The organism is Wujia chipingensis, assembly GCF_014337155.1.
GTDB classification, from domain to species: domain Bacteria; phylum Bacillota; class Clostridia; order Lachnospirales; family Lachnospiraceae; genus Coprococcus_C; species Coprococcus_C hominis.
Window position 1 is genome coordinate 1769976 of the sequence record NZ_CP060632.1, and the last position, 15671, is coordinate 1785646.

13 protein-coding genes and 2 tRNA genes are annotated in these 15671 nt (G+C 45.5%); 3 read left to right on the plus strand and 12 right to left on the minus strand.

Annotation, left to right across the window (positions count from 1 at the left end):
* Positions 1–92: 92 nt before the first annotated feature.
* Positions 93–2240: an LTA synthase family protein gene (locus H9Q76_RS08330; RefSeq protein ID WP_249320927.1), complete on the minus strand. Its 2148-nt coding sequence runs from the start codon at positions 2238–2240 to the stop codon at positions 93–95.
* A gap of 169 nt (positions 2241–2409) precedes the next feature.
* Between H9Q76_RS08330 and H9Q76_RS08335 the strand changes: the two genes are divergently transcribed.
* Positions 2410–2481 (plus strand) — tRNA-Gly (locus tag H9Q76_RS08335).
* 28 nt (positions 2482–2509) lie between these two features.
* Positions 2510–2581 (plus strand) — tRNA-Gly (locus tag H9Q76_RS08340).
* Between the two features lie 306 nt (positions 2582–2887).
* Here H9Q76_RS08340 and galT read toward each other — a convergent pair.
* Both galT and H9Q76_RS08350 read right to left on the minus strand, forming a co-directional pair.
* Positions 2888–4378 (minus strand): UDP-glucose--hexose-1-phosphate uridylyltransferase, encoded by a 1491-nt coding sequence (galT, locus tag H9Q76_RS08345; protein ID WP_118373411.1) that lies wholly within the window; start codon positions 4376–4378, stop codon positions 2888–2890.
* Positions 4379–4535: 157 nt separating this feature from the next.
* A complete protein-coding gene (locus H9Q76_RS08350) occupies positions 4536–5822 on the minus strand; it encodes a galactokinase (RefSeq protein WP_249320928.1) in 1287 nt (428 codons plus the stop codon).
* Between the two features lie 231 nt (positions 5823–6053).
* On the opposite strand from H9Q76_RS08350, the gene H9Q76_RS08355 reads away from it, so the two are divergent.
* Positions 6054–7067, plus strand: a complete 1014-nt coding sequence (locus H9Q76_RS08355) for a LacI family DNA-binding transcriptional regulator (protein WP_118373412.1) — start codon at positions 6054–6056, stop codon at positions 7065–7067.
* A gap of 5 nt (positions 7068–7072) precedes the next feature.
* On the opposite strand, the gene H9Q76_RS08360 is transcribed toward H9Q76_RS08355, so the two are convergent.
* From H9Q76_RS08360 to bioB, 9 genes are all read right to left on the minus strand, one after another.
* Positions 7073–7510: an HD domain-containing protein gene (locus tag H9Q76_RS08360; protein WP_249320929.1), complete on the minus strand. Its 438-nt coding sequence runs from the start codon at positions 7508–7510 to the stop codon at positions 7073–7075.
* A gap of 78 nt (positions 7511–7588) precedes the next feature.
* On the minus strand, positions 7589–8056 hold the full coding sequence (gene nifU / locus H9Q76_RS08365; RefSeq protein WP_021985154.1) for a Fe-S cluster assembly scaffold protein NifU: 468 nt from the start codon (positions 8054–8056) through the stop codon (positions 7589–7591).
* Between the two features lie 42 nt (positions 8057–8098).
* Positions 8099–9283 carry a cysteine desulfurase NifS gene (gene nifS / locus H9Q76_RS08370; protein ID WP_021985155.1) on the minus strand — a complete coding sequence of 395 codons (1185 nt, stop codon included), beginning with the start codon at positions 9281–9283 and terminating at the stop codon, positions 8099–8101.
* Between the two features lie 105 nt (positions 9284–9388).
* The gene (locus tag H9Q76_RS08375) at positions 9389–10297 is read right to left on the minus strand and encodes a LysR family transcriptional regulator (RefSeq protein WP_117780606.1); all 909 of its coding nucleotides are present in this window, start codon (positions 10295–10297) and stop codon (positions 9389–9391) included.
* A gap of 9 nt (positions 10298–10306) precedes the next feature.
* A complete protein-coding gene (locus tag H9Q76_RS08380) occupies positions 10307–11605 on the minus strand; it encodes an MATE family efflux transporter (protein ID WP_249320930.1) in 1299 nt (432 codons plus the stop codon).
* A 10-nt stretch (positions 11606–11615) separates the two neighbouring features.
* Complete coding sequence (locus H9Q76_RS08385) at positions 11616–11867, minus strand: heavy-metal-associated domain-containing protein (RefSeq protein WP_021985158.1); 252 nt, start codon at positions 11865–11867, stop codon at positions 11616–11618.
* 50 nt (positions 11868–11917) lie between these two features.
* Positions 11918–14200 (minus strand): heavy metal translocating P-type ATPase, encoded by a 2283-nt coding sequence (locus H9Q76_RS08390; RefSeq protein ID WP_249320931.1) that lies wholly within the window; start codon positions 14198–14200, stop codon positions 11918–11920.
* Between the two features lie 60 nt (positions 14201–14260).
* Positions 14261–14581: a metal-sensing transcriptional repressor gene (locus H9Q76_RS08395; RefSeq protein ID WP_021985160.1), complete on the minus strand. Its 321-nt coding sequence runs from the start codon at positions 14579–14581 to the stop codon at positions 14261–14263.
* A gap of 92 nt (positions 14582–14673) precedes the next feature.
* On the minus strand, positions 14674–15660 hold the full coding sequence (bioB, locus tag H9Q76_RS08400; RefSeq protein WP_249320932.1) for a biotin synthase BioB: 987 nt from the start codon (positions 15658–15660) through the stop codon (positions 14674–14676).
* Between the last annotated feature and the right edge of the window lie 11 nt (positions 15661–15671).

Sequence of the window (15671 nt, forward strand, 5' to 3'; positions counted from 1 at the left end):
GTTAACGATAATTATAACATACCTCTATCGAGTATTCAAACACTAAATCCAAATTGTTGTTAATTTTGTCATTAAATCCGTGTATCTGTACCTCAATGAAATGTATAGTACGAAGATGAGCTTAAAACATGTCCCGAGTCATCCACCTGTTTGACTGTGATTAAGGCTCCATCACTTAATGTCTGATCCTGTACCATCAATGTATTTCGATCAACATAGAGCGTTTCTAATTGATCCTCGCCATCATACACCTTGGAATATTCATTGAAGTTTCTTCCCCGTACCACGGCATGATCGCCTTCGTTGGAAACCCGGCTGATTCCAATCTCCTCCAATCCCATAATCATCGGTTTTTCCCCAACTTCCGGAACCGGCGACTGACCATCATAAACATAATCATCTCCAAACAGCATATCATATGCCAGCAATGTCACCGCATGGTCAAGTTCTTCTTCGTTATCCTGATACAAGCAGTGTGCCCGCTGCACATATCCCATATTCAGATTCAATGCTTTAAATATTTTTGTCGATACCTCGCTCGCCCGGATATCTTCATCCGGGATATCCAGATTCATATTATTGACCAGAATATATTCTGTCTGAAACTGGCTGTGCGGTAACTGATCATCATCAAATGTGATCGTTGGCAGATGATCTCCATATAAAAGCAGAATATAATCTTCTCCTATACTATCAAGAGCATTGATCAGGTCATGGATCATCTGATCCATCTCATGAATCTGATTTACATAGTATGTGAGCTGGTTTTCCTTTACCGGATCCTGCGGATAACTGACCTTGATTTTCTCATCACAGGCGCCTAACTCTTCCGGATACTTTCCATGTCCCTGTACACTGATTGTAAATACAAAATCCTGACCTTCCGTACTCCGCAGACAGTTTTTAATATTGTTGACCAATATTTCGTCCTTCGCCCAACCGGTTGAAGTCTTCTCTACATTGTACATATATTCAAGCGAGATAAAGCGCTCAAACCCCATCTCATTATAGACATCCTTCCGGTCATAGAACGAGGACTTGTTGTTATGCATGGCGAAAGTATGATAGCCTTCCTTCTCAAGCAGGCTGCACATGCCTTCAATCGGTTTTTTATTCACCGTCGTCTTGTATGGATACTCTCCTGCTCCAAAATACGCCGATCGGATGCCTGTCAAAACCTCGAATTCCGAATTTGCGGTACCTGCACCGAGTGCAGGCATCGTCAGATATCCGGACGGGAATTTTTCTTTCAATCTTGTAAAATTCGGAACAGGATCTTCCGAAAGCGTCAATCCCTTCACAACCTTAGGATCAAAGAACGATTCTAACTGTACACAGATAATATTGGGTGTCTTTTTCTTCGATGTATCTGCTTCCAGTTCCTCACTGTTCAGCTTATTCCGCAAATGGAGCATCGTCGTTTCATCGTAATCATCCGGCTTTGAAATACCATTGTCAATAATACTGTTCGTGAAGCAATAAGCAAATCCATAATCCTGATATGCCATACCGAGATTTGCAAAATCGTCCGAGATGATGTTATGGCTCACATTAAAGTTCGTAAAGAGCATAATGCCTATCCACATAACAATACAAACAACCATCGTCCGCATGACATGCTTTTTCCCCTCAAACTTCGGAGATTTCCGGAACAAAATCACGATTCCGGCGATCACCGCCACCGCTGCCACGACCAAAAGCACCTGCTGTACCTTAGAGAAATATACGTCCAGCATGGATATCACGTCCTTCACCATCAGAAGGTCAATCGCCGCAAATGGTGTGATACGATAGCCAAGTACCACAAAGTTTGCAAAACCGCAGATCAGCCAGACAATACTGATCAACACGATACCGAATACCCGCTTTCTTAAGAACAGCGCAAACAATAAGGTAAAGAATATGATGGAGGTATTATATAAGAACACAATTGGCGAAGATACCATAAACTTCACACCAAGTACCAGCGACCGCCTGCCCAATATCTCCATAAGAAGCTCCAGGCCAAATGCAATCAGAAAACACCGTGCGATCCATGTCTGAATCGAATATTTCAAAAAATGCTTTACCTTTGACCAGAACGATGAATTTGCATCCACTTTCTCAGGTACTTCTTTTTCTTCATTCTTGACAATCTCTTCAGACCCGGTTTTCGTTTCTCCATTTTTTACGATTTCTTCAGACCCGATTTTCGTTTCTTCTTTTGTTTCTTCCTGATCCTTTATTATCTTCTCAGACATTTTACCGCCCCTTCAATAATAATCTTTATAATGATACTCAATTATAGGAGAAATGCCTGTATAAAGCAAGCTACAATTTTAAAATTTTTTTCAAAAAGTTGTTGACACATATAGAACTACTATGCTAATATATAACACGTCGTCGGTACGAAGTACAAAACGACAAAATGCGCGAGTGGCTCAGCGGTGGAGCACCTCCTTGCCAAGGAGGGGGTCGCGGGTTCGATTCCCGTCTCGCGCTCTCAAAAATTAAATAGTTTGTTTTATTTGCGCGAGTGGCTCAGCGGTGGAGCACCTCCTTGCCAAGGAGGGGGTCGCGGGTTCGATCCCCGTCTCGCGCTCTTTTTTATTCTCCGTAAAGCATTGATAATACTAGCTTTACGGATTTTTTATTTTATGCAATTTGAGTCCGTTTGAGTCCGCGTTTGGAGTATTCTCTTCTTTTTTCATGTACTTGCTCCAAACAGAAAATTTGCTACTGATTAAAATTTCAGCCTGCCAGCAGGAATTCATAAAGCGAAAACAGGAATGCCTTCATAAACCGCATTCCTGTCTCCACCATAATTTCTAAAAAGCCCTATATAATCACATCTAATAATCATATCCACAATCAAAACTATAATTATCAGAATGTTCAGTCCTTATTCCTACAAAGAATCCACAAACCGCATAAACGCAGCCTGTCCCTCTTCTGTCCGCTTATATACGCCTGCACATTCAAGTACCTTTACGAATACCTTGCTGATCTCGTCGTGCAGGATCTCTGTGATATTCTCCGCGGTAATCTCATAATTGCCAATCCATGAATCTACCCAGTCTGCGTGCTTCTCAATGAGTGCATTCTTGCGGATATCCTCGCCTGCTAATATTGCCTTGGATAATTCTGCCATCTCGCCCTTCAGACGTGCTGGAAGTACGGCAAGTCCCATAACCTCGATCAGACCAATATTTTCCTTCTTAATATGATGCAGGTCTGCCGATGGATGATAAACGCCCCACGGACATTTCTCGGTTGTAATGTTGTTACGGAGTACAAGATCCAATTCGAGCTTATCGTCATGCATCCGCGCAATCGGTGTAATCGTATTGTGTGGGACACCGTCCGTCTCACTGAAGATAAATGCATCCGCATCCGTGTATGCCCGCCAGCTTGTAAGGATATGGTCGGCAGCTTTCGCCATCACTTCCATATCATCGCCCTGCAGACGGATGACTGACATCGGCCATTTCACAATACCGGCTGTGACACTCTCAAATCCCGGAATCACAAACTTACGCTCATAATCTGCCTTTGCCATTGCGAACACATAGCCACCACCCTGAAAATGGTCATGGCTCAGGATCGAACCACCGACGATTGGAAGGTCTGCATTGGAACCAGCCATATAATGTGGGTACTGTCTGACAAAATCCAAAAGTTTGCGGAACACCGCATAATCAATCTTCATTGGGATATGCTGCTCATTGAAGATGATGCAATGCTCGTTGTAATATACATATGGCGAATACTGTAAATAATAGTTCTGTCCATCCAGCTTGATTGGAATCACACGGTGATTCTGTCTTGCCGGGTGTGAGAAATGTCCTGCGTAGCCTTCATTCTCCTTGCAAAGCAGGCAAGCCGGATATCCGGATTTCTTCGCCTGTCCGGCCTTCGCGATATCGCGCGGATCCTTCTCCGGTTTGGACAGATTGATCGTGATGTCGATCGGACCATATTCAGTGTCAGTCACCCATTTCTCATCTTTTGCGATACGGTCTTTCCGGATATAGTTCGTCGCCTGACTAAACTGGTAATAATAATTGGTTGCTTCCTTCGGGCTTTCCGCATAACGCTTCGCGAATTCTGCCCGTACCACACTTGGCGGTGGCGTAATACAGCCCATAATCTTCGTATCGAACAAATCCTTTGCTGTTATGGTATCTTCTTTCATGATGCCATTTTCATGCGCATATGTCATCATGTCCTCTAAAATCTCACAGACAGCTCTTGACTCTGTAATCTCCGGGTTCTCCTCATACTCCATTACATCAAACAACTCCAGCAGACGGTTCGTCGCATACACCTCATCTGCCTCGCAGATCAGACCATTGTTCTTACCATATATCACTAATTCACGAATCAGATCTGTAATCATAGTGATTCCTCCATTCTTTATCTTCCATCTTATTTTACAAGCAAAACGTCCGTTTCATCTAAACCGGCGGTTTTATATATGTGATGTCACATGCTTTTCAAATCATCATGCTTCTATATCAACATTCTTTCCTGTCACATCACTACCATCGCAAAAATTACGCCAGCACCTTCATACCACCATACTTACGGATCTTAAGCACCTTGCACGCATCTGCACCGAACAACCGATCCATCGCTGCACGATATCCGGATACAGCCTCGTTTTTCACAAATGCCTGAATCGTACCTGCGAATCCACCGCCATGCACACGGGCAACGCCAGCTCCACCTGCAAGCGCGATCTCGCTGACCGCCAGCGCCAGTGACACGTTCTGATGCATCACATCATGGCTTGTGTAGACATTCTGCAGATATTTGAACGAAGAATCGCCGGATTCCTTTACCTTCTGCAGGAATGCATCGATATCGCCTGCCTTTAACGCATCTATTTCCTCTTCTACACGCACATCCTCACATAAGAAATGCAGGGCTCGCAATACGGCGCGATCACCAAGCTTCTCGCGCAGCTCCTGTGCGTGGCTTAAGATATCCTCAATCGTAAGTCCAAGGAGGACTTCCTTGCCAAAATATGATGCAACGGCTTTCATCTCTGTCGGAATGGCTGCATAATCGGCGGTCAGATCTGCATGGGAGCCCTTCGTATCTGTGATACAAAGGCTGTATCCGTATGCATTCATGTCAAACGCTACTTTCTCCACCTTTGGATTCTTCACATCTGCAAAATCAATGTGTACAAGATTTCCTACCGAACATGCTATCTGATCCATCAATCCGCAAGGCTTTCCGAAATACACATTCTCTGCATACTGTCCGATAATTGCGATTGTGACTGCATCAATCGTGCCATCATTATATAGATAAGAAACAATTGTTCCAATCACTGTCTCGAAGGCCGCTGAAGAGGAAAGTCCTGCACCGATTAAGACATCACTTGTGATATATGCCTGGAATCCGCCAACTGCGTAGCCTCGTTCCTTCGCTCCCGCAAGCACACCCTTAATCAGAGCGGTTGTCGTTTCCTTCTCCTCTTCCTTAAGAGAAAGATCATTTCCGTCAATTACGATCTCATCATAGCCATCCGATACAAGACGAATCTGCATGTCCGGAAGCTTCTTCACGATTGCGATTGCATCTAAGTTGATGGATGTTGCTAGTACCTCACCATGCTGATGATCAGTATGGTTTCCGCCAATCTCACTTCTGCCCGGTGCACTATAGATTTCCACTGCATCTGCTCCATATAACTTCTCATACGTTTCAATCGCTGCCACATAACGATCCTTCTGATATGGAAGCACATCTGCATCCACATAGATATCAAGCAATACATCATCATATGCACCTGCCTGTAGATTCTTCTTTAATTCTGTTGTCTGTATCATATCGTTCCTCCTTTAATCACATGTATAACTATCTCGTTGCAGTAAGTCGCCAGAACCGGTTCCGAATACAATCATACCGGTTCCTCCTTGTTACACCCAATATATCATGTGTTTAGTAAACGTGTCAACCTTTTTACTAAAGTTTACTATAATATTTTTCAAATTAATATAGACTTTTTCATATTATATGTGGTATATTTTGTTTAGTAAACATATTGAAAGGAGTTTTCTATGGCTACCATTCGTGATATTGCAAAAGAAGCTGGCGTATCGGCAGGTGCCGTATCCAGAATTTTAAATAATGATGCTACCTTAAGTGTCGCTCCGGAAACGCGGGAACATGTGCTTGCGATTGCCAGAAAATTAAACTATACCAAATCCTCCCGCACAAAAGCGATGGCAAAAAATACATTTACAATGGGAATCGTACTCTGGTATACGGCGGAGCAGGAATTAAAGGACAGCTACTATCTCCGAGTCAGACAGGGTGTGGAAGATTTTTGTATGAAAAATGCCATCCGCGTCGTACGTATTTTTCCAAATGAACCGGATGGTCTTAAGCAGCTTGCCTCCGTGAATGGATTAATCTGTCTTGGCAAGTTCTCCAAAAAAGAAATTGATACATTTCTTGGCATCTGCAGTAATATTGTATTCCTGGATATGGTTGTCGATGAATATAACATTACATCCTTAACGCTTGATTTTGAGCGTGCCGTCTATGACGTCATGGACTATCTGACCGGACTTGGTCATACGAAGATTGCCCTGCTTGTCGGGTGTGAATATGTCGGAGATGGGGAACGTCTTGTTGACGCAAGAACTGTCGCTTATAAGAAATACATGGAGCACCGGGAAATGGATGCCGATACATATGTGCGGGAAGGCAGCTTCACTGCCAAATCCGGCTATGATATGATGATGGATCTGCTTGACAGCAGCAACCTGCCAACAGCTGTATTTGCCGCAAATGACGCAATTGCATTAGGTGCTATGAAAGCAATCAAAGAAAGAGGTTATAAAATCCCACGGGATATCTCCATCGTTGGATTCAACGACGAAGAGTCCAGTACGTTCATAACCCCTCCGCTTACGACCATTCATGCCCCATCCTATGATATGGGACAGCATGGTGCGAATCTTGTCTATGTTGCATCGAACTTAAGCATCAAGACACCTTTAAAAGCTAAAATTCCATGTCCGCTTGTCATCCGGGAATCCTGCGCCCGCGTCAAAGAGAACTGCTGATAGTTTTACTCAGATAACAAAATTTCTTTTGCCCGGCTGTACTTCTCTCTCCAATGCAGAATCTGCTTTTCGGAGCAGCCGGCCGCCTTCGAGCGGATCTCATCGGAATTATGCGCGAGATCTGCGAGTTTTACTTTCTTTGCTATCACATTCGGTTTCAGATTCCGGACATAATCATAATAATCAACGGATTTGTCATGTGTCAGGAGACATACAGCTTCCGTTACTGCCGGAGGAAACGCCTGTTCTAACTCCGCAAGTGTGACTTCCGTATCTTCCACAACATCATGAAGAAGTGCCACCGTACAGCTTATCTCCTCATCCATCTGTTCTGCCAGATGAATCGGATGAAAGATATACGGCACACCACTTCTGTCCACCTGACCTTCGTGTGCTTTGTAAGCAAACTTCATTGCTTTGATTGTCATACTCGTATAAATCACAGATTTCCTCCCATATATCTATCCCCGGTAAATCAATACATAATCGTCTGTGGCAAGCCTTCTCATAGAATTAAATTTCTAATCATTTGCACCCGGCATCTCGTAGAAAGCTTCGGTCTCATCGATATCATTCACCGGTGGCTTTAAGCCTTCGATCGTGATGTTGTGCTTCTGTGCATAATCCCAGAGTGCTGCATGAACTGCCTCCTCTGCAAGCAGGGAACAGTGTACCTTGACCGGTGGCAATCCGCCAAGTGCTTCCATAACTGCCTTATTCGTAAGCTTCAATGCTTCCTGGATGGACTTGCCCTTGATCATCTCCGTTGCCATACTGCTTGTTGCAACAGCGGCACCGCAGCCAAATGTCTTGAACTTGCAGTCACGGATGATCTGGTTGTCATCGACATCAAGATAAATACGCATAATATCGCCACATTTCGCATTTCCGACTGTACCGACACCACTGGCGTTCTCGATTTCTCCTACGTTTCTTGGGTTGGTGAAGTGTTCCATAACTTCTTCACTGTAATCTATAATCTGACTCATCGTCATTACCTCCTAAATATAATCAGTATCCCGTGTATGAACTTACTGCTTGTTCTTCTTTACGAAGTCCTCGTAAAGCGGTGACATACTGCGCAGACGCTCTACAACTGTCTTGATTGCCTCCACTGTATAATCGATTTCTTCCTTTGTTGTCTCATCGGATAATGTCAGGCGAAGTGACCCGTGTGCAATCTCATGTGGCAGACCGATGGCAAGCAATACATGCGATGGATCGAGTGATCCGGATGTACATGCAGAACCACTGGATGCACAGATGCCCTTCTGGTCAAGCATAATCAGAAGGGACTCGCCCTCGATGAACCGGAAACTGAAGTTCACGTTGTTCGGCAGACGTTTTACCTTGTCGCCGTTTAACTTCGTATATGGAACCTCATCTAAGACACGCTTGATCAGGTAATCACGCAACTCGACTTCCTTCTTTGTACGCTCTTCCATCTTCTCTTTTGCAAGTGTTGTCGCACGGCCAAAGCCTACGATACCCGGTGTATTGTGTGTACCGGCACGCTTTCCACGCTCCTGTGCACCACCATGGACAAAGGACTCAATCTGCACACCATTTCTAAGGTACATGATACCGATTCCTTTTGGTCCGTTGATCTTATGACCGCTGGCAGAAAGCATATCAATATGGCATTCATCCACATTGATTGGCACATGTCCATATGCCTGTACCGCATCTGTATGGAAGAGAACCTTATGCTTCTTCGCGATCTCGCCAATCTCCTTGATTGGCTGGATGCTTCCGATCTCGTTATTTGCAAACATCACCGAAATCAGAATTGTATCCTCGCGGATTGATTTTTCAAGCTCATCTAATTTGATGATACCATTTTCATCCACGCCGACATACGTAATCTCATAACCAAGCTTCTCTAGATACTCGCATGTATGCAGGATTGCATGATGTTCGATGGCAGACGTGATGATATGTTTTCCTTTCTTTCTCTGGGAAAATGCGATTCCTTTCAAAGCCCAGTTATCTGACTCGCTTCCGCCACCCGTGAAATAAATCTCATTTGGCTTTGCGCCAAGAAAATCCGCAACTTCCTTTCTGGCATCTTCCACCGCTTTCTTGCTCTCGCCGGCAAAGCGGTATACACTTGCCGCATTTCCATAGTACTCTTCGAAATACGGATTCATTGCTTCATATACTTCCGGTGCAACTTTCGTTGTCGCCGCATTATCTAAATAAATTAACTCACTCATTGCTATGAATGCCTCCTTAATTCTTTACTTTTGTCCATGAAAAATTATAATCAGACATGTTTCAAAAGTCAACGAAACCACCCTCATTTATAATGAGAATAAATTTCATTTGCAGTGCTTTTCATACTGCTTCAAGATCTCAATATAGCGGCTTCCAAGATGGCTGAGCGGGATTCCCTTCCGTTTCAAATACCCAATCGTCATCGTCTCCTCGGCTGCAAACGGTACTGCCGTATACCCATCGCCGTTTAACTCCTCACAGATAATACCGGAACATAAGGTGTAGCCGTTTAACCCTGTCATCAGATTTAACATCGTCGCACGGTCGTCCGCCTTGATCGTCTGCTTATATTCGAGGTTACTTAATACCTCCTCCGCAAAATAAAAGGAATTCTTATTGCCCTGCTCAAATGACAGGCACGGATACGGTTCTAAATCCGAGAAGGAAATGGACTCCTTCCCCGCAAGTGGATGTCCACTTGCGAGATACACATAAACCGCACAGTCAAACAACGGTTTAAACTCCAGTTCATTTGCATCAAATACCTTCTGCATGGCTTTCTGGTTGAAGCTGTTCAGATACAGGATGCCAAGCTCACTCCGGAAATTCTTGACATTCTCGATAACCTCACCGGTCTTCGTCTCATGGACAGCAAGCTCATACTCGTCCAGTGAGAAATTCCGCGCCAGCTTGATGAACGCCTCCACTGCGAAGGAATAATGCTGCATGGATACGCTGAACTTCCGCTTGTGTTCTGCAGCACCCATATATTTTTCTTCCATCATCTGCTGCAGCTCCACCATCTGTCTGGCATAGCTTAAGAACTCTTCGCCCTCGGTTGTCACAACGATACCGCGGTTCGTCCGCAGAAAGATCTCTATCTGTAATTCTTCCTCTAAATCATGAATTGTATTCGATAATGCCGGCTGAGATACAAAAAGCTCGCTCGCCGCCTTGTTCATCGACTTCATATCTGCAATTGTCACTGCATACCGTAGCTGTTGTAATGTCATATGCCACTCCTATTCTTTTCTTTTACTCACACCCTGAATTCCCATCGCAATACCAAATGTCACGACCTCTGTAACCGGAAATGCCATCCAGACACCAGTTACACCAAAAAGCTTCGACAGCATGAATGCCATCAGGCTGATCACAATGATTCCACGCGATACCGCGATCAGGGAAGATGCAAGTGCCTGTCCGGTCGCACTGAAAAATCCCGCCAGTACAATATTGACCGCCGCCACTAAGAACCCTAAGAAATAAATCCGGAGTCCCGGCACGGCAAACTTCGCTAGCTCCGCCGACTGGGCACTGTTGAAGATACCAACCAGTCCCTGTGCGAACACCCATACCGCAGACACAAGCACGATTGACAGGATAACTGCGATCACCAGCGACTGACGTAAGATCTTCTTGACATCCTCTTTGTCGCCATGTCCGTACGAGGTACTCGCAAGTGGCTGTAAGCCCTGCGATACACCATTAAAGATTGCCGTTCCGACGAGTGCAATGTTCGCGATCACACCATATGCGGCAACTGCATTATTTCCGGATAACGCAAGCAGAATAAAATTAAACACAAGCGTTGTGATACTGTTTGCGATTTCACCGACAAATGCCACTACGCCAAGACCTGCTGCGGAAGCAAGCAGTTTGAAGCTCGGCAGATGCCATTTGAATACGATCGTATTTTTCTTCGATAGATAATGGATCATGCAGATACCGATGCTGATAATTGGTGACACGCCAGTTGCAAGTGCCGCGCCACGCATTCCCATATGCATCGGGAACATAAATACATAATCAAATACAATATTGAACAAACTGCTGAGTAACGTTGCCGCCATCGCGATATTCGGTGCATTATCATTTCTTACAAACGCAGTAAAGGTATAGTTTGCAATAAAAAATGGGGAAAAAAGCATCGCAATCTGCAGATATTCCGTTCCGATCGACAGGATATCCACATCCGCTCCCATCAGCTTCAAAATCTCTGCCGGGAAGAAGTTTCCAAGCAGTGTAAATCCGATTCCGATCAGAACCGCAAACATCAAGGCATTCGAGAAATACAGCTTCGATGTCTCATTATCGGTCATCTTACAAAGCGAATACCGCGTTGCGGAACCAATCCCGATTAACGAACCAATGGCAAATAACAACCCATAAACCGGCAGTGTCAGATTCAATGCCGCAATACCAAGGGTTCCATTTGCCACGGAGATAAAAAATGTATCTGCGAGGATGTAGCACGACATGCCCATCATCGCAAATACATTTAAAAATATGAACTTTCTTAGTTTCTTTCCCACGTTCATCTGCTAGTTGCTATTTTCTGTGAAATAACCCTTTCTTCTCATAAGGCTGATGTTCGATGCCCAGCACCTTGTAGCCAAGCTTCTCAACTTCTTCTGTAAATTTTGCATCATCGAAGCCTTCTTCCGCTACGATCACTGTCTCCTTCTTCGCATGGGAAGAAGTGACTTTCTTCACTTTGAAATTATTTCTTACCATGTCGTTCATATGCGACTCGCACATACCACACATCATACCATCGATTTTTGCAATAATCTGTTCCATTTTGTTTTCCTCCTTAAACTACATGAATTTATATAGAATGTCAACCTCTCCTATGCTGTCTCTCGCTGCTTCTTGCCGAATTTGAACAGATTCAGACGAAGTGCATTGGTCACAACACAAAAGCTTGACAGACTCATCGCTGCTGCACCGAACATCGGATTCAATGTCCAGCCAAATAAATGAACCCACGCACCTGCCGCAAGCGGGATTCCTATAATATTGTAAATAAATGCCCAGAAGAGGTTCTCGTGGATATTCCGCAAGGTTGCCCGGCTAAGCCGGATTGCTGCAGGCACGTCCGATAACCGGCTCTTCATCAGCACGACATCCGCCGCGTCAATAGCAATATCGGTTCCTGCTCCGATTGCGATACCCATATCTGCACGTGTGAGTGCCGGGGCATCGTTCACGCCATCGCCGACCATCGCAACCTTTCCTTTCTTCTGCAAATTGGCGATCACAGCCTCCTTACCATCCGGAAGCACACCTGCGATCACTTCATCGACACCTGCCTGCTTGCCGATTGCCTGAGCCGTCTGCTCGTTATCACCGGTCAACATCACAACATGGATACCCATATTTTTGAGCTCTGCGATTGCTTCCGGACTGTCCTCCTTCATCACATCGGCAACTGCCACCATTCCAAGAATCTTGCCATCCTCCGCGAAGAATAATGGTGTCTTTCCTTCGGATGCATAGACCTCTGCCTGCTTCCGAAGTTCAGTTTCTTCCTCTTTTGCTATCCTGATCTGCCCGGAAATATAGTTCCAGTTTCCACCCTGCAGATGCTTTCCATCGCGGACGCCCATCAGACCATTTCCGGAAACTGCCTGAAACTCCCTGACACCTGCCTCCGTCTGGTTGTTCGCATCGCCCCATGCGATAATTGCCTTCGCAAGCGGATGCTCACTTTTTTGTTCCAGCGCATATGCGGCATGCATCAGATACGCTTCCTCACAGCCTACCGGAAAGATATCCGTTACACGCGGTTCACCCTTCGTGATCGTACCGGTCTTATCGAGTGCAACGATCTGTACCTTGCCTGTCTCCTCCAGCGAAACGGCCGTCTTAAACAGGATTCCATGCTTTGCACCCACACCATTTCCAACCATGATGGCAACCGGAGTTGCAAGTCCAAGTGCACACGGACAGCTGATAACCAGAACGGAAATCGCTCTTGCAAGCGAATATCCTACCGGTCTTCCTACGAGCATCCAGATCACAAATGTCACGATTGCAATGCTGATAACGATTGGTACAAATACGCCGGATACTTTATCTGCGACCTTCGCAATCGGCGCTTTCGTTGCCGCTGCATCACTTACCATATGAATGATCTGTGACAACGTCGTATCCTCGCCGACACGGGTTGCCTCACAGAGCAGATATCCGGACTGATTGAGTGTCGCAGCAGATACTGGATCGCCCGGATTCTTGTCAACCGGGATACTCTCTCCGGTCAGTGCGGATTCATTGACTGCACTGTTTCCTTCCTTAACAAATCCATCCACCGGAATATTCTCACCCGGACGGACTGCAAACAAATCGCCGATATGGAGCTGCTCGATTGGCACTGTCTGCTCCACACCATCCTTGACTAAGACTGCGGTCTTCGGTGCCAGCTTCATCAAGCCCTTTAGCGCGTCGGTCGTCCTGCCCTTCGATTTTGCCTCTAGCATCTTACCGACTGTAATCAGTGTCAGGATCATCGCCGCAGATTCAAAGTAAAACTCATGCATGTAATGCATGACTTGTGTCTCTTGTCCCTTGACAACTGCATCGGTCATTGCAAACAGCGCATACACACTGTAGATAAACGACGCCGCAGAGCCAAGTGCCACGAGCGTATCCATATTTGGCGCCCGGTGTATGAGTCCTTTGAAACCATTTACGAAGAACTTCTGGTTTACGACCATGATCGCAACCGTGAACAGAAGCTGTACAAGTCCCATCGCTACGTGATTGCCCTCGAAAAACGGTGGCAACGGCCAGTTCCACATCATATGTCCCATTGACACATACATGAGCGGGATCAGCAGAACTACCGATGCGATCAGACGTTTCCGCATCAACGGTGTCTCGGTGTCTTTGAGTGCGTCATCCTCATCCGTCGCACCGCCAGACTGCTTTCCAGCCTTCATCTTCGAGGCTTTATAGCCGGCTTTCTCGACCGCACGGATAATCGTCGCTGCATCTGCCGTTCCTTCCACACTCATCGAATTGGTGAGCAGGCTCACAGTACAATCTGTCACGCCATCCACCGCGGAGACCGCTTTCTCGACACGGGCACTGCAGGCGGCGCAGCTCATACCCTTCACTTTATATTGTTCCATGTAATAATTTTTCTCCTTTCCAATGAGTTGTATGGAATTACCTAACATATATTTCCATCTTCACTTCATTAACTTTTGTAAAAGTGTTACTAACTCGTCAATCACTTCGTCGTTTCCTTGGCGGATGTTGTCAGCCACACAGGTTTTTACGTGGTTGGCGAGCAGTACCTTATTGAAGCTGTTGAGTGCGGATGTGACCGCAGAAACCTGTATCAATACATCCGTACAATATGCATCCTTCTCCAGCATATTCTCGATGCCTCGCACCTGTCCTTCGATACGCTTCAGCCGGTTCATCAAATCCTTTTTTTCTTTTTCCTGTCGTTCTTTATGTTTCCCCGAACAACAAGGACAATTCTTCTCTTCTTTATTTTCTTCCATAAGACAAATACCCCCTACGGGTATATAATGTATACCGGTAGGGGGTATTTGTCAACAGGTTTATTTGATATGTTTTCTCAATTACTTCTCAACTATTTCTCATTTACATACGCTGGTGTTGCATTTCTTCCAAGCTTTGCCAGCATTTCCTTGTCGCTTGCAATTGTTGCGCAGGCAACGGTCGTCAGCATATCACCTGTGATCGTTGCAGATGCACCGGACTGGAACGCGATCTCACCATCGTTTGTCAGAAGGGCGCGTCCGGCTGCCAGACGGATATTTGCCTCCGGGTTGATATAACGGAAGAATGCGATCGTACGCAGGATATCATCCTCGGTCAAAGACTCACGATCTTCGAGCGGTGTTCCCTTGATCGGCATCAGCGCATTGATTGGGATTGACTCCACGCCCGCTTCTGCCAGATCAACTGCCATGCTCAGACGATCCTCCCATGTCTCACCCATACCGATGATACCACCAGAGCAAGGACACATGCCCTCTGCCTTAACCGCCTTCAAAGTCTCGATCTTCTGATTGTAAGTATGTGTGGTACAGATATTCGGGAAGTTTCTTCTCGAAGTCTCGATATTATGATGGTAACTTGTCACACCTGCCTCATGCAGACGGTGCAACTGCTCTGGTGTCAGAAATCCCATAGACGCGCAGAGATCGATTTTACATTCATTATGCATCCGCTCAAATGCATGGATGGCTTTCTCGAACTCTTCTCCGGTCAGCGCACGGCCACTTGTTACGATTGAGAACCGGTGTACCCCATGCTCTTCATTGAAACGGCATGCCTCCATGATCTTCTCCTCGTCCAAGAAATCATACACCTCGCAGTTTGTATGATTGTGCGCAGACTGTGCACAGAACTTACAGTCCTCCGGGCATCTGCCGCTTCGACCATTGATGATCGAGCACAGATCTACATCATCACCAATGAAATATTCACGGATCTTATCTGCACCTGCCCGCAGCTCATCCAGATCACATGTCAGAAATATAGACAGATCATCGTCCTTTGTGATTCTTCTTCCCTTTATGATTTCCTCTGCCAGTTCCATCATTGTTGCCATTTTTCTCGTCT

Bases quoted from the DNA above. Each gene is read 5' to 3' on its own strand.
- H9Q76_RS08330 (WP_249320927.1), bottom strand. From the start codon at position 2,240: ATGTCTGAGAAGATAATAAAGGATCAGGAAGAAACAAAAGAAGAAACG.
- H9Q76_RS08390 (WP_249320931.1), bottom strand. From the start codon at position 14,200: ATGGAACAATATAAAGTGAAGGGTATGAGCTGCGCCGCCTGCAGTGCC.
- H9Q76_RS08395 (WP_021985160.1), bottom strand. From the start codon at position 14,581: ATGGAAGAAAATAAAGAAGAGAAGAATTGTCCTTGTTGTTCGGGGAAA.
- H9Q76_RS08350 (WP_249320928.1), bottom strand. From the start codon at position 5,822: ATGATACAGACAACAGAATTAAAGAAGAATCTACAGGCAGGTGCATAT.
- bioB (WP_249320932.1), bottom strand. From the start codon at position 15,660: ATGGCAACAATGATGGAACTGGCAGAGGAAATCATAAAGGGAAGAAGA.
- H9Q76_RS08375 (WP_117780606.1), bottom strand. From the start codon at position 10,297: ATGACATTACAACAGCTACGGTATGCAGTGACAATTGCAGATATGAAG.
- galT (WP_118373411.1), bottom strand. From the start codon at position 4,378: ATGATTACAGATCTGATTCGTGAATTAGTGATATATGGTAAGAACAAT.
- nifS (WP_021985155.1), bottom strand. From the start codon at position 9,283: ATGAGTGAGTTAATTTATTTAGATAATGCGGCGACAACGAAAGTTGCA.
- nifU (WP_021985154.1), bottom strand. From the start codon at position 8,056: ATGAGTCAGATTATAGATTACAGTGAAGAAGTTATGGAACACTTCACC.
- H9Q76_RS08355 (WP_118373412.1), top strand. From the start codon at position 6,054: ATGGCTACCATTCGTGATATTGCAAAAGAAGCTGGCGTATCGGCAGGT.
- H9Q76_RS08380 (WP_249320930.1), bottom strand. From the start codon at position 11,605: ATGAACGTGGGAAAGAAACTAAGAAAGTTCATATTTTTAAATGTATTT.
- H9Q76_RS08385 (WP_021985158.1), bottom strand. From the start codon at position 11,867: ATGGAACAGATTATTGCAAAAATCGATGGTATGATGTGTGGTATGTGC.